The sequence below is a fragment of the Acidipila sp. EB88 genome (assembly GCF_003858395.1).
Lineage (GTDB): Bacteria > Acidobacteriota > Terriglobia > Terriglobales > Acidobacteriaceae > EB88.
In genome coordinates, this window is record NZ_QWEV01000005.1 from 3,592,710 (window position 1) to 3,612,557 (window position 19,848).

The window sequence follows — 19,848 nt, forward strand, 5'->3', positions numbered from 1 at the left end:
CATGCGGGCTGGATCGTGGTGCGTGAGCATCGGCACAGCGACTCAACAGGGTAAAGCCCGTCTCTTGTTTCGTTGGCAACTTCCCGGGGTGCAGGGCTGTCTGACTTAACAGTCACTTATCCTGCGCCGCTGTTGCGCTGTTCTGGAGTTTCCCCCATGCGTCGCCTGTTTTTGCTGCTTGCCCTGTGTGTTCCGCTGCCCGCCCTTGCGCAGATCGGACTGTACGGCACGTTCTCCGCTTCCAATTTCCGGGTGGCAAACACCGGCTGGAACTACGGCTCGACCTTCGGGATCTACGACAACCACTGGACGGTTCCGTTCTTTGCGCTCGGCATCGACGGGCGCGGGGCCGTGGTCGGCTCCGGGTCGACCAAGTTCGACAGTGGCCTGGTGGGCCCGCGCCTGGTGTTCAAGCCGCATGTTCTGCCCATCATGCCGTATGTGGAGGCGCTGGGTGGCGTGGGGCATGCGGAGTTTGGCGAGGGTGCGGCGCAGACCAGCACGACCAAGTTCGCCTACAACTTCGTCGGCGGCATTGATTACACCTTTTTTCCGCGGCTGGACTGGCGGGTCGTGGACTTCTCCTACGGCGGATTGTCCGCGTTTGATGGCAGCTTCAATCCGCGCACGCTCAGCACCGGCATCGTGTTCCGGCTGCCCTAGTCGGCACAGGTGATCAAGCCGATCGGGCTTGCTACATTAATGCATGCCCGATCGTTCTGCTTCTTCCGCTCTCGCGTTGCGCCACGGCTATCTCGCGAAGGCGCCACTTCTGGCGGCTGCCTTGCTGATGGCTGCTGCGCCGGTGTGGCCGCAACAACCTGCTCCCGCAACAACGGGCTCCGCAGGCCGCGCGCAGCGCATGGAGCGGCTTGCGCAGACACCTTCCGGAGCCTGGACGGAGTCGCAGCTTGCCACCATGGCAAAGGTGCGCGATGCCGCGATGAAGGACCCCTACGCCTATGACGAGCTGGCACACCTGTGCAACAACATTGGCCCGCGCCTGAGTGGATCGCCGCAGGCGCAGGCCGCGGTGGAATGGGTTGCCGCCGAGATGCGCAAGCAGGGCGCGACCGTGAGTCTCGAGAAGACCATGGTGCCCCACTGGGTACGCGGTGAGGAGACCGCTTCGCTGACCAGCTGGCCCGGCGCCACGCCCGGCACCACGCAGAAGATTGTGGTGACAGCGCTGGGCGGGAGTGCCGCCACGCCCCCGGAGGGAATCACCGCGCCTGTGGTGCTGGTGCACGACCTGGCCGAGCTGAAGCGGCTGCCGCCCGCTGCCACCCATGGCAGGATCCTGGTATTTGACCACCCGTTCGATAAGGAAATGGCGGCCAATGGGCAGGGCACAGCTGCCTATGGACAATCGGTGCTGTACCGCGCGCTGGCGCCCTCCGCAGGGGCGGCCGCCGGAGCGGTGGCGGTGCTGGTGCGCTCGGTCGGTGGGGCCGAGTACCGCCTGCCGCATACCGGGGCGACCTCGTACGAGGGCGCGGCGGGGCACATCCCGGCGGGTGCGGTAACGGCGGAAGATGCCGACCTGCTCGATGCGTTGGTGAAGCAGGGGCCGGTCACCATGCACCTCGTGCTCACCCCGCAAACGCTGCCGCTCACGCCGTCGTACAACGTCATTGCAGACTGGAAGGGAAAAGAGCATCCGGAGCAGGTGGTGCTGGTTTCGGGCCACCTGGACTCATGGGACCTCGGTACCGGCGCGATCGACGACGGCGCGGGCATTGCCGTCTCCATGCAGACGATCCACCTGCTGCATGCGATGGGACTGCATGCGCGCCGCACCATTCGGTTTGTGGCGTGGATGGACGAGGAGTCGGGCTCGGAGGGCGCGGCGACTTATGCCACGGACCACGCCGATGCGCTGCCCGACCATGTGGCCGCGCTCGAGAGCGACCTGGGAGCGGATCACCCGATCGGGATCACGTTTGCCGGCTCGCCGCTGCTGGCGGAGTATCTGAAACCGGTCGCCGACGCGCTCGCGCCAATCGGTGCGACGCTCGTGACGCGTGGTGAAGATGCGGGTGAGGACATAGCTGCCATCGTCACCAGGGGGGTGCCGGGTTTTACGCCCACGCAGGACTCGCGATTCTACTTTAACTATCACCACACGGCGGCTGACACCCTGGACAAGGTGGATCCGCATCATCTTGCCGAGAATGCGGCGGTGATGGCGGTGACGGCCTACGCGCTGGCCGAGGCCGTGGAGCCGGCACCGCGACTCGCGCCTGAGAAGTAGCGAGGGGCAGTTGCGGTAGCGCGTGTAGCGAGGTCTGCAGGTTGCCATAATTTGCAACTAGTGCCTAGGTGCGAGGCTTGGTATACCTCCTTGCATGCATCGTTCTCGCTTGCTCTGCGCGCTCGCTTCCTGCCTCGTCAGTTTTGTCGCACCCGTCGCTGCCTCTGCCCAGCAGCGGCTGGATGCCACGCCCACCACGGTCGCCTGGGGCTACTACTCGGCGCATGCGAAGCCGGTGCTCACGGTCAAGAGCGGCGACACCGTGGTGGTGCATACGCTCTCAACCTGCGGCGATCCCGACCGCTTGAAAGGCATGGGCATCGCCGCTGCAGACATCCCGGCCTCGGTGACCGCGCTGTATGACGCCAAGGGGATCGACAAGGGCCCGGGCGGCCATATCCTGACGGGGCCGATTGCCATCGAGAGTGCCGAGCCCGGCGATGTCCTCGAGGTGCAGATCCAGAAGATCGACATCGATGTGCCGTGGGCCTGCAATGGCTTCGGCGCGGGGCGCGGCTTTTTGCCGGATGACTACCCGTACGGCATCATGAAGCGCATCCCGCTCGATCGACAGCGCATGGTGGCAGAGTTTGCGCCGGGCATCGAGATCCCGCTGCACCCGTTCTTTGGATCGATGGGCGATGCGCCGCCCGAGTCTGCAGGGCGCTACAACAGTGCGCCACCGTGGATGCATGGCGGCAACATGGATAACAAGGAGCTGGTTGCCGGTACCACGCTGTATCTGCCGGTGCATGCCAAGGGCGCCTTGTTTGAAGTAGGGGATGGGCATGCCGGGCAGGGCAATGGCGAGGTCGATATCACGGCGCTCGAGACCATGCTAACGGGGACCTTCCGGTTCGTGGTGCACAAGGGTGGTCCACAGCTGCTGTGGCCCTACGCGGAGACGCCTACCGCGTACATCACCATGGGTTTCAGCCCGGACCTGGAGAAGGCCACGCAGATTGCGCTGCACAACATGCTGGCGTTCCTGGAAACGGAAAAGCACCTGACGCGCGACCAGGCTTACCAGTTGTCGAGCGTGGCGGTGGACCTTGTTATCACGCAACTGGTGGACACCAACGTCGGCGTGCACGCGATCCTGCCCAAGGCCTTGTTCACGCAGCGCGCCAGGCCTGGCAGCGGAGGCGCCCAGTAAGGCTGGCGCTGTCGGGCACGGGCGGCTTACCGCGAGTGAGGCTTACTGCCGGGAGGGGCTGGGCTTGGCGGCCGTGCTGATGCGCACGCCCATGCCGTTCAACAGGCTGCGGGCCTGTGCGCCTTCAGGGGAGGTGGGGTAGCGCTGGACCAGCGCCCGGAGGTCGGCCACGCCGGCATCGCGTTGCGAACTGGCGATTTCGGCTTCGCCCTTGCGCAGCTGCGCGGCGGCGGCCTTGGGGCTGCCGGCGAAGTGTTCCAGCACGATGTCGTAGTTGCGGATCGCTGCCGGGTAGAGGCCTTGCCGGTAGGCCATTTCGCCAAGGTAGTACGAGGCGTTGCCGGCCATGGGGCTGTCCGGGTAGAACTTCACCACGTCGGCGAACTCGCTGGTGGAAAGGTCGTACTTGGCCCCGTTGTAGTCACGCACTGCACTCTGGTAGAGCTGCTCCACCGGCGGCGCCTGCGCCCCGCCGCCGCGTACCGGACCCATGGCAGGCGCCGAGGCCAAGCCGCCGGGACCGTTGCCGCCATTCGTCTGCGGTGCGCTCAGGGGCACGCTGGTGCCGCCCGCGGGTGCTCCCTGGGGAGCTGCGTCCTGCGGTGCAGTGGAGCCGCCTGCCGGGGCTGCGTTCACGTTCTGCATCTGGCTCTGGATGTTGCCCAGGGTCGCGTCGATCTTGCCGAGGCGGTTCTTGAGTTCGTCCACCGAGTCATTGAGGCTCTGGATCTGCCCGGAGAGCTGCGTGTTCTGACCCTCGGCCTCGACCTTGGCCTGCAGCGAGGTCATCTGCTGGGCCATCCGGTTCAGGTTGTCGTTGGACTGCTCGACGAGGTGCTGCAGCACGCCCATCTGCTCGGAGTTGGAACGCTGCAACTGCCCAAGCATGTCCTGCAGCGCCTGGACCTGCGTCTGGAGCTGGATCATCTCCTTGGACACGGCATGCGCCGGGAACGCCGGCAGGAACAGGGCAAGGCTGAGCAGGGCAGGAGCGAGGATCGAACTCTTCCGCATGGGCAATCTCCTTAAAAGCCTGAAACGATGAAGCCGGTGGGCGCAGCCCCGAAGCTCGGGAGCCGCGCCTGCTGAAGTACCGTAGCGACAGCCGCAGAGCAGGCTTGCCAACAAAGGCCCGGCTGCGGGGATATCCCAGCATCCGGGCCTTTGCTTACACGTGCAACCAGTGCCACAGCCGGGCGTTAGCGATCAACAGTGAACTGTGCGCGACGGTTCTGCTGGTAGCAGCTTTCGTCATGCTCGGAGCAGAACTGCTTTTCCTTGCCGTAGCTGACCGTGCGGATACGCTCCGCCGGGACCCCCGCGGCAACCAGCGCCTGCTTGGCGGCATTGGCGCGATTTTCGCCCAGTGCCAGGTTGTACTCGGTGGAACCGCGATCATCGCAGTAGCCGCCCAGAACAATCTTTACGCCCGCATGCTGGTTGAGATAAGCGGCGTCCTGTGACACCACAGAGGCGGACGGGGCATTCACTTCATAGGAGTCATAGTCGAAGAAGATGTCCTTGACGTTCTGGTGGAACGTCGCATCGTCGATGTCGCCTTCGTTCATGCGGCCCGAGTTCGCATTGTTGTTGTTGCCGGTGCCGATGGTGACGCGCGCCGTGGCATCCGCCGTGCCGCCGTCGCCGCGTGCGACCAGGTGGTAGTTGGTGGAGTCGGTCGGACGCACGGTCTGCGTGCCCGAGGTCGCGACGGCGCCCATACCCTCGATGGACACGTCGGTCGCGCCGGTGGTGTGCCAGGTCAGGATCGTGCTGTCACCCGCGTTGATGGCCGCAGGGGTCGCGGTGATATCAGCCGTGGGTGCGGGGGCCGACATAACCGGGGGCGGCGGCGGCGGCGGAGAAGCCTTTTTGTGGCAGCCGGCAACAGCAAGCAGAGCGGCCAGGCCGATCAGCGACAGTTTGCGCCCTTGCCATGAGGCAGTACGTACAGGTTGGGTCACAGAGTTCTCCTTGAAATAATTCCGCTCTTCGAGTTTGGTGCCGAGTGTGGTTCCAGGACGCAAGGCGCTTCGCATCTACTTCAGGCTCCAGTTTGGCTGCGAGAAGCTGCCTCCGTGGGTCAATGGCTGCTGTTCGCTGCCGTCGGCCAGCATCGTCCAGATCTGCAGGCCTCCTTCGCCCTCACGCTGGAAAGCGATATGACGGCCATCGGGGGACCAGGTGGGGAAGTCGTTGCGACCGGCATCATGCGTCAGCTGGATCCAGCGGCGGCTGGCCACATCCATGATGTAGATATCCTGGCCGCCGGGCGCGCCGGGACCATACTTGCGGTTCCAGGCGTAGGCCAGGAACTGGCCATTCGGCGACCACGATGGCGAGGTGGCATACCCGCCGTCGGTCATGCGCATCACGTTGGCGCCGTCCGAATCCATGGTGTAGATCTGCGGCAGCCCGGTGCGACCGCTCACCCAGGCAATCTGGGCGTTGGTCTTGGGGTTCCAGCAAGGGGAGACGTCGGGCCCGTGGAAGCTGGTGAGCCGCCGCACACCATTGCCGGCCGCGTCGCTCACGTAGATTTCGGAGTCACCGGCCGGGCGGTCTGACGAGAACGCAACCTGCGCCCCGTTGCTCGACCATGCGGGCGACAGGGTGGTGCCGGCGGGCGAGTTGAAGTTCACCGGCCGGTTCAGCTCCAGCGAGTACATCCGGATCGACCAGCCTTGCTTGCCCAGCGAGGAAAACGCCACGCGTGCGTTGTCCGGCGAGATGTGCGGCGAGAGCGAGATGGTGCCGAGGTGCGTTACCGCACGGGGGCTCTGGCCGTCGTAGTCCATCGCCATGATCTCCTTGGTGCCGCTGTGCGCGGACACGTAGTAGATCGTGGTTTCGGCGATCCCGGGGAGTCCGCCCAGCCGCTCGATGATCTCGTCAGCGAACCGGTGCGCGATATGGCGCGCGCTCTGGGTGGAAGCGGCTTCGGAGTACTGCTTGCCCAACACCTGGGGGCTTTGCGTGTTCTTGGTATCGTCCAGAAAGCCGGTGACGGCGAGCTGGCCACCATTAACCGTGAGAGTGCCGAAGGCGAGCATCTCCGCATTGGCTGGCGCTGCGGCCCAGGTGGCAAGCTGTGCTTCGCCCTGCGAACCCGGCGTCAGCGGGGGCGCCATGCTCTTCGAAACCATGTCGAAAATGCCGGCGTTCTGCAGATCCGTGAAGAGTGTCTGGTCGAATACCTGCTTCAACGATCCGGTCTCGGAGTCGGCGGAGCCCGGCTTGAAGTTCGCCGCGGCGATGCGGATCCGCTGCGCTCCGAGGTTGGTGCCGGTGCGTACCCAGTCCTGCGCATGCGCGGAGGGCGCGGTTACCAAGGACAACAGCAGGGCACTCGAACCACCCCACGAAAACAAGCGCATCTTCTTCATTCTTTTAGCCTGCGTCCGCTCGCAACCGCTAGCGCGACTGCTCACAATAGTACTGCACCAGAAGAGTGGAACCGGTGTACCCGCCGGGCAGCGGACCGTAACTATCGGTACGTTGCACCGCGCGCACACACGAGCTGTCCAGGGTTGAGGAACCGCTTGATTGCTGCACGTGCACATCGGTCGGCGAGCCGTCACGATGCACGGTGAAGGTGACGAAGACGCGCGCGCCCTGCTGGGTGCCCGGGTCTACCTCCTGCTTGTACCAGTTCTGGGCAGTCATGCGCTTGATCTTGTCCACGTACCAGGGGAACATCGCGCCGAAGTTGCCGCCCTGCACGTTTACCTGGGCCGCGGGGGTGGCCTGCGTCATCGAGCGCGGCACAGCCGCGGGTGTGGCCTCGCCGTACTCGGCGCGGTTGACCGGGCGTACAGGCTCGGGGTGCGGCGCGGCCTTGGTAATTGGCACATGCTGTACCGGCACCTTGAGTGGCTTTTCCTGCTCCACCTGCTTCTTGGGCTCGAGCTTTGGCTTCACCGGCTGCTTCACGGCAATCGGGATGGAGTCCTGCGCCTCGGCTGCTCTGGCTTTGGGTGCGGGGGGCGCGGGCGCGGGACTCGGTGTCTGCGTGGCCAGCACCTGGTCGGTCGGCTTTTCTTCGCGCGGCAGCGGGATGGCGGGAGCGGAGCTCACCATAGTCGCCTGGATGGCGCCCTGCGTGTCGCTGTGGTTGCCCCAGGCGTTGCCGTGAATATGCGCGATCACGAGCGCCGAGATGGTCAGCGCTGCGAATACGCCGGCATGCAGCGCGAGTGAACCCAGCGCTGACTTGCGGAATGGATCCTGGTCGGGATTGCGCGGGTAGAAGTCTGCCCCTGCGGTGCGTGCGGCCATTTATTTCTGCTCGATCGGCTGGGTCACGATGCTGATGTTCGTGATGCCAGCCTGTTTCACCGCGTCCATCACGGAGGCGAACGCGCCGAAGGGTACCTTTTCATCAGCACGCAGGTAGATCACCTGCCGCGCCACGTCGGTATCGGGCTTGCGGAGCTTGGCAGGCAGCTCGGCCAGGTTAACGGGCGCATCGCCCAAGAATACGCGCTGCTGCCGGTCGATCGTCACCACGGCGCGCTGTTCCGTAACTTCCTTGACGGTGTGCGTCTTGGGCACCGCGACCTCGATGCCCGACTGCAGCACGGGGGCCGTGAGCATGAAGATCACGAGCAGCACCAGCACCACGTCGACCAGTGGGACGATGTTGATCTCGGCGAGCGAGGTGCGGGTGTGGCCTTCTCTAGTTGTGAATGCCACGCGTGGACTCCCGTTCCATCTGCAGCTCGCCGGTCGCCTGCCGCGGATCCTGACCGGGGCGAAGCTGCACCTCTTCAAGCGAGTTGAGCAGCTCGCGCGCGAAGTCGTCGTTGCGTGCGCCAAACTCCCGCAGCCGCGCGGTGAACTGGTTGTAGGCGATAACCGCAGGGATCGCGACCAGCAGGCCGGCAGCGGTGGTAATCAACGCTTCCGACACTCCGGGCGCAACAGCGCGCAGCGTGGCCGAACCCTGCGTGCCCAACCCGTGGAACGCGTCCACGATGCCCATCACTGTGCCGAACAGGCCGACATAGGTGGAGATGGAGCCAATGGTGGCGAGCCAGGTCAGGCGTGTTTCCAGAACGGTGAGCGACTCGCTCGATGCAGTCTGCGCCGAGCGCTCGAGCGCCGTGATGTTGCGCGGCGGGCCGCCACCGCCGGTCTGCCGGCGATATGTCTCGTACACCTCGTCAAACACGGAGACCAGGGGCGAAGGCTTGAACTGTTCACTGACGGTGGCGATTTCCTGCAGGCGCTGCGCTTTGCGGAAAGCCCGGAGAAAGCGCAGGCTCTGCGCGCGCGCCTTGCGGAACGTGCCCAGCTTGCCTAGGATGATGGCCCAGGAGTACAGGGAGAGCAGCAGCAACGCGAGCAGCACTGCCAGGGCAACGGGCCCGGAGTTGCGCAGCATCTCCAGCAATGCGGAACCATGCTCGGCGACAGGTGGGGGCGCGCCGGTGTCGGTGTCGGCCTGAAATAGAAGTACGGCTAGGGTCAAGGAATATGTCATTCGTAGGAAAGGAAGCCCGCGTTCACGTTAGCAGACGCCGGATACGGCTTCCAAGTTGCCACTGCACCTGAAGCCTGCGTTACCACTGCTTCAAGCAGATTCCCCTGCGTGGGAGGCGGGCACTTCGTGACCGGTCTTTTCGCTGGTTGCTCGTCCCGTCGACCAAAGTAGGCTGCTTGATTGCCGGGAAGAGCAGTGCGCGAGGGGCTTTGTTCGTAACCTGTTCCCTGAGTGATCCCGACCAGCCTGCAGGCCCTGGGCTGCTATGCTCCCGAATAGGACCCCATGCTGCTCGAACTGCGCGCTGAAAACTACGCCGTCATCGATCACGCGATCGCTACCTTTGGCCCCGGGCTCAACCTGCTGACGGGCGAAACCGGCGCCGGCAAGTCCATCCTGGTCGACGCGCTGGCGCTGTTGCTTGGCGAAAAGGCGTCGAGCGACATCGTGCGTCACGGCGCCGAGCGTGCCGTGGTTGCCTGCGTGTTCGAGTCGACCACGGGGGCCGAGGGCATCCTTGAGGAAAACGGCATCGATCCGCAGGGCAGCGAGATCATCCTGCGCCGAGAGGTGCTGGCGACCGGCAAGGGCCGCGTCTTCATCAACAACCAGCCAGCAACGGTGAGCGTGTTGCGCCAGCTCGCGCCGGAGCTTGCCCTGGTGCACGCGCAGACAGAAACCGGCGCAGACTTTGACGAGGCGCAGCAGCGTGGCCTGCTGGATCGCTTCGCCAGCCTCTCCTGCGAAGCGGTGGCCCAGGCGCACCGGAACTGGCGCACCATTCAGCAGCGGCTTCGGTCGCTCGAGCAGGAAGAGCAGGACCGCCTGCGTGCGCTGGACCTTTGGAGCTTTCAGCACAAGGAGATCTCCTCGGTCGCACCCCAGGACCAGGAGGATGCGAGCCTCGAAGCCGAGCGCCGCGTGCTGGCCAACTCTGAGAAATTGCTGGCCGCCTCGCTGAGCGCGCACGACCTGCTCTACGAGGGCTCTGCTTCCGCCGAAACGACGCTGGCTGCCGCGTTGCGCCAGGTGGAGGAGCTGGCCCGCTACGATACGCGTTTTGCCGAGCAGGTTTCGCAGCTGGTGGAGGCCCGCGCCATGATCGGGGACGTCTCCGCAACGGTGCGCGATTACGCCGAGACGGTGCAAAGCTCGCCCGACCGGCTGGAAGAGATTGAAGATCGTCTTGCCGCGCTCGACCGGCTCAAGCGCAAGTATGGCGCGACGCTTGCCGAGGTGATCCGCTACGGCGAAGAGGTCGCGGGCAAGATCGCCGAGATCGAGAACCGGGACGAGCTCGTGAAGCTGCTGCGCGTGGAACTCGCAGCAGCCGAGAGCGCGTACGGGGCCGCGGCAGAAGCATTGTCGGCCGAGCGCAAGGCAGCCGCCGCGCGCCTGGGCAAGTCAGCGGCGCAGCAGATCAACGACTTGGCCATGAAGGTCCGCTTCGAGGTGCTGGTGACCGCGCGCCACGAACAAGCCGGCTGGCAGAGCCACGGCTGGGATCTGGTGACCTGCCGGATTGCGACCAACGCGGGCGAGCCGCTCAAGCCTTTGAACGAGGTCGCGTCGGGCGGGGAGATGTCGCGGGTGCTGCTGGCGCTCAAGGTCAGCGTGGAAGAGGGCGCGAACGCGCGAAACCGCCGCAAGGCGCCGACGCCGCGCACGCTGGTCTTTGACGAGATCGACATCGGTATCGGCGGCCGCGCGGCTGAGGCGGTGGGGCAGAAGCTCAAGGCGCTTTCCCGTTCGCAGCAGGTGCTGTGCGTCACGCACCTGCCGCAGATCGCCGCCTTTGCCGACCAGCACTTCCTGATCGAGAAGCGCGAGAAGCAGGCCCGTACGGCCACTAGCGTGCGCCTGCTGACCTCGAGCGAACGCACCGAGGAGCTGGCCCGCATGATCTCGGGCGCGACCGTGACCGAAACCAGCCGCAAGCACGCCGAGCAGATGCTGGCCTCCAGCCGCTAGCGGCGGCTGCTGGTGCGGGCTTCACTGCCATAGCCCTCGGCATCGCCGCATTGCCGCCGCGCAAGGCCAGAGGCGCCGAACAAGAGACATGGACGTAAGTGCGCGCCGGTGCAATGGCCGGCGGCTCGTGCCTAGTGTACGGATCCAAGCGCGACTGCGATGACGATCAAAACGCACAGCACGTAGGTGATCAGTTGCTGGGGTGCGAGGCCGAGCGGTGCCGGCGTGATCGCGGCAAACTCGGGATCGGTCCAGGCGGTGCCGGGAAAGAGCGGCGCGAAGACCATTGCGAAGAAGTAGCTGCCCGCGGCCGCGCAGGCGAGGAACAAGTGCAAGCGGGTAAGCGGCCCGCAACCGAACAGCAGGATCAGGGACAGCGTTCCTCCGAAAAGCCCCATGACCATGGTCTGGCCATTATGGAACTTGGCATGGGGCGGCCACGCGGGGTTCCACAGGTGCTGCCTGGCCGTGCCGGGCACGATGGCGTCGGCCACCACGCCACCGTAGTTGGCTAAGGCTACGATCACGACGAGCCACCTCGCTTTATCCATGCGACACCCCTTCTCTGCTGCCGGGGAAGATGACGCGATTGGTCCCAGCCAGCCCGACTATCTGCCCAGCGTGACGTGACGATGCGCTTGTTCCCGGACGGATCGAGGCTCCAGGGCGTGCGCGCGTCTCGCGGCAAACTAGAGCGATGGCATGATCCTGGTCAACACGTGGCCCGGGCAGCCTGGAAGCCTGGACGGTCTTGCATCCCGGGGTGGGCTGCGGAGCGCGTGTGCCGCGCGCAAAAGGGAGATGCGCGTAAAGTTTTGAACAAACTCTGAAAGCGTAGGGGCGTCGGCTTTGCTGAAGCTTTGCACCGACTGCAGTGCAAACTGCTTACCCTGTGGCGCCGCGCACGATATACTGACCGACGTGACCTCCACCGTTCAAATCACCCTCAAGACGCCGCGTACCCCTGGATCGAAGCGCATCCTTCTGCTCAAGCCGCGCGGGTTCTGCGCCGGCGTAGTGCGCGCTATCGACATCGTGAACATCGCGATCGAAACCTTTGGCGCCCCAATCTATGTGCGCAAGGAGATCGTGCATAACAGCTTTGTTGTGAACGAGCTGGCCGCGAAAGGTGCAATCTTCGTTGAAGATATCTCCGAGGTGCCGGAAGGCGCGCGTGTGATCTATTCGGCGCACGGTGTCTCGCCGGCCGTGCGTGAGAACTCCAAGCGGCGCGGACTCAAGGTGATTGACGCGACCTGCCCGCTGGTCACCAAGGTGCACGTGGAAGCGATCAAATTCGCCAAGCAGGGATACTCGCTGGTGTTGATCGGCCATCGTGACCACGACGAAATCGAAGGCACGCTCGGGGAAGCCCCGGACGTAACGCAGGTGGTGTCCACCGTGGAGGAGGTGCAGGCGCTCGAGGTGCCGAACCCGAACCGCGTGGCGTACCTGACCCAAACCACGCTGTCGCTGGACGAAGCCCGCGACATCATCCAGGCGCTCAAGGAAAAGTTTCCCGCGATCGCCGGTCCGCACTCGCAGGACATCTGCTACGCGACCGAGAACCGCCAGGTCGCCGTCAAGAACGTCGCGCACCAGGCGGACCTCGTGCTCGTGGTCGGCTCCACCAACTCCTCCAATTCCAACCGTCTGGTCGAGGTATCGCAGAACCTCAGCACCAGTTCGTACCTGATCGACAAGGCAGAAGACATTCGCGCGGAGTGGCTGGAGGGCGTGACATCGGTCGCCGTGACCGCGGGTGCGTCCGCGCCCGAGGTGCTGGTGCAGGGCGTGGTCGAGTTCCTTTCGTCGCGTGGCTTTGGCGATGCCGAGGAGGTCGAGGTCATGCCGGAGAATGTCCGGTTTGGCCTGCCGCCCGAGATTGCCCAGGCTGCAGCGGCACAATCCCTCGCCGGAGCTGCCACGGGGGCGACCTCGGAACCGGTCTAGCCCGGTTCGCGTACCTCCACATATACCTTCGCAGCGCCCGAACCTGTGGAATCTCCAGTCACCTTGTTGTAATCAGATAAGAGCGCATGAGCACAGCACCCCAGCAGGAACAACTCGGCAACCAGGGCTCACGCTTGCGGTTCGGCCGCCTCGACGTGGCACTCGACTCAGTGGAGTCGGCGATCGGCCGCGTGCGGGACTGGCTCTTCTCGCAGCAGCACCCGGATGGCTACTGGTGCGGTGAGCTCGAAGCGGACTCGCTGCTCGAGGCCGACTACATCTTTGGCCACATGCTGCTGGGCACGGGAGACCCTGCCCGGCTCGAGCGCGCGCTTGCCGAGATGATGCGCACACAGGGAGAGGATGGCAGCTGGGCGAACTACCCCGGAGGGCCCGGCAATATCTCGGTCTCGGTCAAGTGCTACTTTGCCTGCAAGCTGATGGGCTGGTCGCAGGACGAGCCTCGCCTGGTCAGAGCGCGCGAGTGGATCCTGGCGAATGGCGGCGTGGTGGAGTGCAACACCTTCACCAAGATCTACCTTTGCTTCATGGGGCAGTACGAGTACGACGCGGTACCGGCTGTGCCGCCCGAGATCGTTCTGTTCCCGAACTGGTTCTACTTCAACATTTACGAGATCAGCTCGTGGTCGCGGGCGATCCTGGTGCCGTTGTCGATCGCCTACGCCAAGAAGCCGTTCAAAAAGATTGCTCCGGAGCAGGGCATCGATGAGCTGTTCGTGGGTGGCCGCGAGAACGCCAACCTGCACTTGCGCTGGGACCGTGAGAAGCCGGTCTCGTGGCGAAACTTCTTCCTGTTGACGGATCGTTTGACGCACTGGGCCGAGCGGGTGCATATCCGTCCGCTGCGGCGCATGGCGCTGAAGCGCGCGGAAAAGTGGATGCTGGCCCGGCTCGAACTATCGGACGGCCTGGGCGCCATCTATCCGGCCATCCTGAACAGCATGATCGCGCTGCGCTGGCTGGGGTACTCAATTGACGACCCGCAGATGATCCGCGCGAGTGACGAGTTCGAGAAGCTCGGTATCGACGCGCCCGAGGGCACCGCCGACTACGCCGAGCCGACCTTTCGCATGCAGCCGTGCGTATCGCCGGTGTGGGATACGGCCCAGGCCGTGTTCGCGCTGGGGGAAGCAGGGGTTGAGCGTACCGACCCGCGCATGCTCAAGGCCGTGGACTGGATGCTGTCCAAGGAAGTCCGGCACAAGGGCGACTGGGCCGAGAAGGTGCGCAACACCGAGCCGGGCGGCTGGTATTTCGAGTTTGCCAACGAGTGGTACCCGGACGTGGATGACACCGCGCAGGTACTGCTGGCACTGAACAAGGTCGACAACCCGCGCGAGCGCTACCAGTACGACGTGTCCAAGCGTGCGCTCGACTGGATCTTCGCGATGCAGTGCCGCAATGGCGGCTGGGCATCGTTCGACAAAGACAACACCAAGATGATCTTCCAGTACATCCCGTTTGCCGATCACAACGCGATGCTGGACCCGCCGACGGTGGACATCACGGGCCGCGTGCTCGAGACGCTGTCGACCTATGGCTACACCCGCTCGGACAAGCGCATCGAGCGGGCGATCAAGTTCATCTTCGATGAGCAGGAGTCGGACGGCTCCTGGTTCGGACGCTGGGGCGTCAATTACCTGTATGGCACGTTCCTGGTGCTGCGCGGGCTTGAGGCGATCGGTATCTGGAACCACGAGCCGCAGATTCAGCAGGCCGCCGAGTGGATCCGCATGGTGCAGAACGCGGACGGCGGCTGGGGCGAAAGCTGCCTCTCCTACGATGAACCTGACCTGCGTGGCGTCGGCGCGAGCACGCCCTCGCAGACCGCCTGGGCGGTGCTCGGGCTGCTGTCAGCGGGCGACAAGCGTTCCGATTCGGTGGCCAAGGGCGTGCGCTGGCTGCTTGAGCACCAGGCGGAGTCGGGTGGGTGGGACGAGTCCACCGACGCTGCGACGCAGAAACAGGCGGTTTATACCGGTACAGGTTTTCCACGCGTGTTCTATCTCGCGTACCACCTGTACCGGGATTATTTCCCACTCCTCGCGCTGACGACGTATAAACGCGCGATCGAACGCGGCGACGAGTAAGCACAGAAGGGAAGTACACAGCATGGCAGTTCCCGTATCGCAGGCCTGGACAGTGGCCACCTACATCCTGAAGCAGAAGCTGAGTGGCCGGAAGCGGTTTCCGCTCGTCACCATGCTCGAGCCGCTGTTCCGCTGCAACCTGGCTTGTGCCGGCTGCGGCAAAATCCAGTATCCCGCGCACATCCTCAAGCAGGAGCTGTCGCCTGAAGAGTGCTTCCGCGCAGTCGAGGAAGCCGGAGCACCCATGGTGTCGATCCCGGGCGGCGAGCCGCTGCTGCACCCGCAGATTGCCGAGATCGTGGCGGGGCTGGTGGAGCGCAAGAAGTACGTGTACATGTGCACCAACGCGCTGCTGCTCAAGGAGAAGCTTCACCTCTTCAAGCCGTCCAAGTACCTGTCGTTCTCGGTGCACCTGGATGGGCAGCGCGAGCACCACGACTTTTCCGTCTGCCGTGAGGGCGGCTACGATATTGCGGTCGAAGGCATCAAGGCAGCGGTGGCGGCGGGCTTCCGTGTGACCACCAACACCACGCTGTTCGACGGAGCCGACCCGAACTCGGTGCGCGCGTTCTTCGACGAGCTGATGCAGCTCGGCGTCGAGGGCATGATGGTGGCACCCGGATACACCTACGAGAAGGCGCCCGACCAGAAGCACTTCCTGGGCCGCGCTCGTTCCCGCCGGTTGTTCCGCGCGATTCTGTCCAATCGCAAGCAGGCATGGAAGTTCAACGCGTCGCCCATGTACATGGAGTTCCTGATGGGCAAGCGGGAGTTTACCTGCACGCCCTGGGGCATGCCCGCGTACTCGGTGTTTGGCTGGCAGAAGCCCTGCTACCTGCTGCAGGACGGTTATGCGGACACGTTCAACGAGCTGATCGAGACCACCGACTGGAACAACTACGGTACGGAGTCCGGCAACCCCAAGTGCGCAAACTGCATGGTGCACTCCGGGTATGAAGCCTCCGGCGCGTACTACACCTTTTCATCCTGGAAGGGCTTTGCCGAGACGGCGATGGCGACCCTGTTCTCGAAGTACGAGGACCGCGGCGCGCTGGACCTGTTGAATGAGCCGATCAAGCCGGCGCATGCGCCGCTGGTACAAATCGGCGCCAGCGCGGAAGCCCGTGCCGAGCAGAAGCACGAGACGGTGGCCTGATGAGCACGAACGCTTCGCCGGACACGCCTGCCTCGACGCACTCGATCTACGCTCCCGGCTCCACGGAATCGCTGTCGCCGCTCGACCCGCACCAGGTGCCCAACTTCGGCACCGGCATCGCTTCGGGGCCGTCGACCGGAGCGGAGGAAATCAGCGGCAAGGGCATGGACGCGTTTGTGGATCCAGACCAGCTCGAGATCGCCGCAGGACGCGAGCGCGAGCAGTTGGAAGGCTGGGTGCCTGCTTTGGCCACCGACGCTGAAAAGCAGGAGGCTTTCGAGAAGGCATTCGACTACCGCGGCGACGTGACGCTGACGCTGCGCGACGGATCGATCCTGACAGGCTACATCTTCGATCGCCGCGTGGGCAGCAGTCTTGCGACCTCCGTGGTGCGCATCATCCCCGCCTCCGAGCGAACCAAGATCTCTGTGCCTTACAGCGAGATCGCCGCGCTGAAGTTTACCGGGCGCGACACGGCTGCCGGCAAGAGCTTTGAAGCCTGGGTGAAGAAGTACCACGAGAAAAAAGCGGCAGGCGAAACCAACATCGCGATCACGCCGGAGACGCTCGACTAACTTCGAGTGGATACCCACTGGCCGAACCGGGAAAACAGTTGGAGCCATGAAGCATATGCCGGATCTTTCCCGCCGCGAAATCCTCGCCGCGCTTGCTGCACTAACAGCTACTGGCCTGGCGCTGACACCGCTCTCAGCCCAGGACGACCCACTCCAGGCAATGGAACATCGGTACGGCGGACGGCTTGGAGTGTTCGCGCTGGACCTGGCCACGGGGCGCACCCTCACTCACCGTGCGGACGAGCGCTTTCTGTGGTGCTCCACCATGAAACTGCCGCTGGTGGCCGCGGTGCTGGCCCGCGTGGACCGCGGCGAGGAACGACTCGACGCGCCGGTGCACTACATGCGCCAGGACCTGTTTCCGCACTCGCCGGTGACCGAGCAGCACGTGGCTGAAGGCGCCATGTCGGTTGAGGAGTTGTGCGCTGCAGCCATGACGGTCAGCGACAACGGCGCAGCCAACCTGCTGCTGCGGCGCATCGGTGGGCCTGCGGCGCTCACCCGCTTCGTCCGGTCCGCCGGCGACGCGGTGTCGCGGTTCGATCGCTTTGAGCTTGCCCTGAACCGGCCATCGGGCGAGCTCGATACCACGACGCCACGGGCGGCGGTGATGCTGCTCAAGAGCCTGGTGCTGGGTACGGCGCTGGGTGCCGCTTCGCGCCGGCGCCTGGTCGAGTGGCTCTGTGCCACCACCGTGGGTGTGCATCGTCTGCGCGCGGGGTTCCCGGCCACGTGGATGGTGGGTGACCGCACCGGCACCGGTGATACGGAAACTAATGACATCGCGGTGGCATGGCCTCAGGGTCGAGCCGCCGAGCGCCCCATCCTGGTGGCTGCGCTGTACAACCAGGGCGAGGACTCCGTCTCGATCGACACCCGCGAAGAAGCCATTCGCAACATAGGCAGTGTCATTGCGGGCTGGGCCAGGTAGAGACAGCTCGCTTGCGGCCGAGACGGAAGAAAGGCCAGATCCGCAGGACGCGGTCTGGCCTTTCTTGAGGTAAGTGGGATAAGTCAAGCCAGCTAGGCGCCGGGAGCCTTGACCGCCAGGATCTCCGGCTTGTCGATCTCTGGTGGCTTTGCCAGCAGTTCGTCGGCCTTAGCGAACAGGGCCTTGGCGATCTCGCCGGTCAGGTGCTTTTCCCGTGCTGTATCGTCCGCAAATGTGTCGAAGATCCCGTACTTGGATGGCCCGATCTTGAGCGCGTACCAGGTAGTGGTACCTGCCTCGGCCTGCGCCAGCGGCAGCGCTGATTTCAAGAATTCTTCCAGTTCCGTTTCCTTGCCCTGTTTCGCTTCCAGTTGTACCCAGATCGCCAGCTTGTCCATGAAAGCCTCCACTTTCTGTGATGCGCGGTGCACGAGGACGCACCCTCGCGCCTCGTACAATCAGAAGCAGGCATGAAAGTCTTTATTACTGGCGCGACAGGATTTCTCGGGGCCCATGTAGCCGCAGCACTGCTGGAGCAGGGTGCGACACTGCGGGTGCTGGTGCGCCCCACCAGCGATCTGCGCAACCTGGAGCGGCTCAGTGCATTTGAGTCGCATACCGGCGACCTGCGCCAGCCCGAGTCCCTGCGCCTTGGCCTGCGTGGCTGCGATGCGCTGATGCACGTGGCTGCTGATTACCGTTTGTGGGTGCGCGATCCGGACGAAATGTACGCCTCGAACGTGGAAGGCACGCGCGCATTGTTACAGCTTGCGCGCGATGAAAATGTTCCTCGCGCGGTGTACACGTCGAGCGTCGCGACCATGGGCTTTCACGAGAGCGGCCTCGTGGTCGATGAGGCAACGCCGGTCTCACTCAACAACATGGTTGGCCACTACAAGCGTTCCAAATACATGGCGGAAGAAGTGGCCCTTGCCGCAGCACGGGCAGGCCAGCATGTCATCACACTCAACCCGACCACCCCGATCGGACCGGGCGACCGCAAGCCGACGCCTACCGGTCGCATCGTGGTGGATTTTCTGAACGGTAACTTTCCCGCTTACATGGACACCGGACTCAACCTCGTGGACGTGACCGAGGTCGCCCGCACCCATGTTGCGGCGCTTGAACGCGGAACGCCGGGTGAGCGCTACATCCTGGGCGGCGAAAACCTGACGCTCAAGCAGATCCTCGACAAGATGTCGGCGATTACCGGGATTCCCTCGCCGAAGCACAAGGTGCCGCATAGTGTGGCTGCCACTTTCGCATTCTTCGATGAATGGATCACCGGGCGCTTACGTGGCCGCGAGCCGCGCGCGACGGTCGAGGCGGTGCGGATGGGGCGAAAGAAGATGTTTGCATCGTCGGCGAAAGCAGAGGCAGAGCTGGGTTTTCGCGTGCTGCCTGTGTACCCGGCGCTCCGGGCTGCCATTGACTGGTTCCGCGCCAATGGCTATGCGCCAGCGGGCGGGGCCCAGGGTGATCCGGTCGATCTTGGTTCGCCACCGAACATTGGAGCAAGCGCATGATCAACGTCGGCATCATTGCCGCACTCCCCGCTGAGCTGCACCCGCTGGTCCGCGAGTGGCCTCGAACCGACCAGGTGTTCTGCGGCCAGATCGGAAACCTACAGTGCTTTGCCGCTGCCGAAGGTATGGGTGCGGACGCTGCCACGCGCTCGTTCGCGGCGGTGCGCGCGGCCGCCGGGCAGCTGGATGCGGTGCTTTCCTATGGCTGGTCGGGCGCGCTCTCCTGCGGGGTCAAGCCGCCACAGGTGCACCCTGTGCGCGAAGTGGTGGATGCGGGTACGGGCGAGCGCTTTCGCACGATTTCGCCGGAAGCCACGCAGCGGCTGGTGACGCTGAACCACGTGGCACGTCCTGACGAAAAGCGCCCACTGGCTGAGCGTTACCAGGCTTCGCTTGTGGACATGGAGGCGGCTACAGTGGGCCGGCTGGCCCGCGCACACGGGATTCCGTTTCTGTGCCTGCGCGGCATCTCCGACGGGTACACCGACCACATGCCCGACTTCAACCCCTTTATCGATGGGCGCGGACAGCTGCGTACCGCCCGGTTTCTGCTGCGCACACTGGTGCGTCCGGCGGACTGGGGCGCGCTGCTGACGCTGCAGCGGCAGAGCAGCGAGTCTGCCCGGTTACTGGCGCGTGAAATTCCTAACCTGCTGGCAAGCGCCAAGTTGGTATCCTACTAACCATGGGTATAGCGACACACATCTCTGAGCCGCGCTCCGAAACCGTT

At 64.5% G+C, this 19,848-nt stretch carries 19 protein-coding genes; 11 read left to right on the forward strand and 8 right to left on the reverse strand.

The window, feature by feature from the left end; translation table 11 throughout:
* The first annotated feature begins 156 nt into the window (after nucleotides 1–156).
* From D1Y84_RS15155 to D1Y84_RS15165, 3 genes are all read left to right on the forward strand, one after another.
* Nucleotides 157–663: a hypothetical protein gene (locus D1Y84_RS15155; protein WP_124849438.1), complete on the forward strand. Its 507-nt coding sequence runs from the start codon at nucleotides 157–159 to the stop codon at nucleotides 661–663.
* Nucleotides 664–706: 43 nt separating this feature from the next.
* A complete protein-coding gene (locus tag D1Y84_RS15160) occupies nucleotides 707–2,254 on the forward strand; it encodes a M20/M25/M40 family metallo-hydrolase (protein WP_233581456.1) in 1,548 nt (515 codons plus the stop codon).
* 94 nt (nucleotides 2,255–2,348) lie between these two features.
* Entirely contained in the window at nucleotides 2,349–3,410 is a 1,062-nt protein-coding gene (locus D1Y84_RS15165; RefSeq protein WP_124849439.1) for an acetamidase/formamidase family protein, read from the forward strand.
* Between the two features lie 42 nt (nucleotides 3,411–3,452).
* Here D1Y84_RS15165 and D1Y84_RS15170 read toward each other — a convergent pair whose 3' ends face one another.
* From D1Y84_RS15170 to D1Y84_RS15195, 6 genes are all read right to left on the reverse strand, one after another.
* Nucleotides 3,453–4,424 (reverse strand): tetratricopeptide repeat protein, encoded by a 972-nt coding sequence (locus D1Y84_RS15170; protein WP_124849440.1) that lies wholly within the window; start codon nucleotides 4,422–4,424, stop codon nucleotides 3,453–3,455.
* 185 nt (nucleotides 4,425–4,609) lie between these two features.
* The gene (locus tag D1Y84_RS15175) at nucleotides 4,610–5,374 is read right to left on the reverse strand and encodes an OmpA family protein (protein ID WP_233581457.1); all 765 of its coding nucleotides are present in this window, start codon (nucleotides 5,372–5,374) and stop codon (nucleotides 4,610–4,612) included.
* A 75-nt stretch (nucleotides 5,375–5,449) separates the two neighbouring features.
* Complete coding sequence (gene tolB / locus D1Y84_RS15180) at nucleotides 5,450–6,796, reverse strand: Tol-Pal system beta propeller repeat protein TolB (RefSeq protein WP_370245779.1); 1,347 nt, start codon at nucleotides 6,794–6,796, stop codon at nucleotides 5,450–5,452.
* A 28-nt stretch (nucleotides 6,797–6,824) separates the two neighbouring features.
* Nucleotides 6,825–7,688 carry a TonB family protein gene (locus D1Y84_RS15185; RefSeq protein WP_124849442.1) on the reverse strand — a complete coding sequence of 288 codons (864 nt, stop codon included), beginning with the start codon at nucleotides 7,686–7,688 and terminating at the stop codon, nucleotides 6,825–6,827.
* Entirely contained in the window at nucleotides 7,689–8,105 is a 417-nt protein-coding gene (locus D1Y84_RS15190; protein WP_124849443.1) for a biopolymer transporter ExbD, read from the reverse strand. It lies immediately after the preceding gene.
* Nucleotides 8,089–8,895 (reverse strand): MotA/TolQ/ExbB proton channel family protein, encoded by an 807-nt coding sequence (locus D1Y84_RS15195; protein ID WP_124849444.1) that lies wholly within the window; start codon nucleotides 8,893–8,895, stop codon nucleotides 8,089–8,091. Before D1Y84_RS15195 ends, D1Y84_RS15190 begins: the two co-directional genes overlap by 17 nt.
* Nucleotides 8,896–9,180: 285 nt before the next feature.
* Between D1Y84_RS15195 and recN the strand changes: the two genes are divergently transcribed.
* Nucleotides 9,181–10,866, forward strand: coding sequence for a DNA repair protein RecN (recN, locus tag D1Y84_RS15200; RefSeq protein WP_124849445.1), 1,686 nt, complete (start codon nucleotides 9,181–9,183; stop codon nucleotides 10,864–10,866).
* 131 nt (nucleotides 10,867–10,997) lie between these two features.
* Here the strand turns inward: recN and D1Y84_RS15205 are convergent, their stop codons facing one another.
* A complete protein-coding gene (locus D1Y84_RS15205) occupies nucleotides 10,998–11,417 on the reverse strand; it encodes a DUF6640 family protein (RefSeq protein ID WP_124849446.1) in 420 nt (139 codons plus the stop codon).
* A gap of 370 nt (nucleotides 11,418–11,787) precedes the next feature.
* On the opposite strand from D1Y84_RS15205, the gene D1Y84_RS15210 reads away from it, so the two are divergent.
* From D1Y84_RS15210 to bla, 5 genes are all read left to right on the forward strand, one after another.
* Complete coding sequence (locus D1Y84_RS15210; protein ID WP_124849447.1) at nucleotides 11,788–12,819, forward strand: 4-hydroxy-3-methylbut-2-enyl diphosphate reductase; 1,032 nt, start codon at nucleotides 11,788–11,790, stop codon at nucleotides 12,817–12,819.
* Nucleotides 12,820–12,905: 86 nt separating this feature from the next.
* Nucleotides 12,906–14,930 carry a squalene--hopene cyclase gene (gene shc / locus D1Y84_RS15215; protein WP_124849448.1) on the forward strand — a complete coding sequence of 675 codons (2,025 nt, stop codon included), beginning with the start codon at nucleotides 12,906–12,908 and terminating at the stop codon, nucleotides 14,928–14,930.
* 22 nt (nucleotides 14,931–14,952) lie between these two features.
* Nucleotides 14,953–16,086, forward strand: a complete 1,134-nt coding sequence (gene hpnH, locus D1Y84_RS15220) for an adenosyl-hopene transferase HpnH (RefSeq protein ID WP_124849449.1) — start codon at nucleotides 14,953–14,955, stop codon at nucleotides 16,084–16,086.
* A complete protein-coding gene (locus D1Y84_RS15225) occupies nucleotides 16,086–16,661 on the forward strand; it encodes a hypothetical protein (protein ID WP_370245780.1) in 576 nt (191 codons plus the stop codon). Before hpnH ends, D1Y84_RS15225 begins: the two co-directional genes overlap by 1 nt.
* Nucleotides 16,662–16,707: 46 nt before the next feature.
* On the forward strand, nucleotides 16,708–17,592 hold the full coding sequence (bla, locus tag D1Y84_RS15230; protein WP_199726424.1) for a class A beta-lactamase: 885 nt from the start codon (nucleotides 16,708–16,710) through the stop codon (nucleotides 17,590–17,592).
* 92 nt (nucleotides 17,593–17,684) lie between these two features.
* Here bla and D1Y84_RS15235 read toward each other — a convergent pair whose 3' ends face one another.
* Nucleotides 17,685–17,990, reverse strand: a complete 306-nt coding sequence (locus D1Y84_RS15235; protein ID WP_124849450.1) for a putative quinol monooxygenase — start codon at nucleotides 17,988–17,990, stop codon at nucleotides 17,685–17,687.
* A 72-nt stretch (nucleotides 17,991–18,062) separates the two neighbouring features.
* Here D1Y84_RS15235 and hpnA point away from each other — a divergent pair, with 72 nt between their 5' ends.
* Nucleotides 18,063–19,118 (forward strand): hopanoid-associated sugar epimerase, encoded by a 1,056-nt coding sequence (gene hpnA / locus D1Y84_RS15240; RefSeq protein ID WP_124849451.1) that lies wholly within the window; start codon nucleotides 18,063–18,065, stop codon nucleotides 19,116–19,118.
* On the forward strand, nucleotides 19,115–19,801 hold the full coding sequence (locus D1Y84_RS15245; protein WP_124849452.1) for a nucleoside phosphorylase: 687 nt from the start codon (nucleotides 19,115–19,117) through the stop codon (nucleotides 19,799–19,801). Before hpnA ends, D1Y84_RS15245 begins: the two co-directional genes overlap by 4 nt.
* The last annotated feature ends 47 nt before the right edge of the window (nucleotides 19,802–19,848 follow it).

Coding starts and splice junctions, on each gene's coding strand:
- D1Y84_RS15155 (WP_124849438.1), top strand. CDS start 157: ATGCGTCGCCTGTTTTTGCTGCTTGCCCTGTGTGTTCCGCTGCCCGCC.
- D1Y84_RS15160 (WP_233581456.1), top strand. CDS start 707: ATGCCCGATCGTTCTGCTTCTTCCGCTCTCGCGTTGCGCCACGGCTAT.
- D1Y84_RS15165 (WP_124849439.1), top strand. CDS start 2,349: ATGCATCGTTCTCGCTTGCTCTGCGCGCTCGCTTCCTGCCTCGTCAGT.
- D1Y84_RS15170 (WP_124849440.1), bottom strand. CDS start 4,424: ATGCGGAAGAGTTCGATCCTCGCTCCTGCCCTGCTCAGCCTTGCCCTG.
- tolB (WP_370245779.1), bottom strand. CDS start 6,796: ATGAAGAAGATGCGCTTGTTTTCGTGGGGTGGTTCGAGTGCCCTGCTG.
- D1Y84_RS15185 (WP_124849442.1), bottom strand. CDS start 7,688: ATGGCCGCACGCACCGCAGGGGCAGACTTCTACCCGCGCAATCCCGAC.
- D1Y84_RS15195 (WP_124849444.1), bottom strand. CDS start 8,895: ATGACATATTCCTTGACCCTAGCCGTACTTCTATTTCAGGCCGACACC.
- recN (WP_124849445.1), top strand. CDS start 9,181: ATGCTGCTCGAACTGCGCGCTGAAAACTACGCCGTCATCGATCACGCG.
- D1Y84_RS15205 (WP_124849446.1), bottom strand. CDS start 11,417: ATGGATAAAGCGAGGTGGCTCGTCGTGATCGTAGCCTTAGCCAACTAC.
- shc (WP_124849448.1), top strand. CDS start 12,906: ATGAGCACAGCACCCCAGCAGGAACAACTCGGCAACCAGGGCTCACGC.
- hpnH (WP_124849449.1), top strand. CDS start 14,953: ATGGCAGTTCCCGTATCGCAGGCCTGGACAGTGGCCACCTACATCCTG.
- D1Y84_RS15225 (WP_370245780.1), top strand. CDS start 16,086: ATGAGCACGAACGCTTCGCCGGACACGCCTGCCTCGACGCACTCGATC.
- bla (WP_199726424.1), top strand. CDS start 16,708: ATGAAGCATATGCCGGATCTTTCCCGCCGCGAAATCCTCGCCGCGCTT.
- D1Y84_RS15235 (WP_124849450.1), bottom strand. CDS start 17,990: ATGGACAAGCTGGCGATCTGGGTACAACTGGAAGCGAAACAGGGCAAG.
- hpnA (WP_124849451.1), top strand. CDS start 18,063: ATGAAAGTCTTTATTACTGGCGCGACAGGATTTCTCGGGGCCCATGTA.
- D1Y84_RS15245 (WP_124849452.1), top strand. CDS start 19,115: ATGATCAACGTCGGCATCATTGCCGCACTCCCCGCTGAGCTGCACCCG.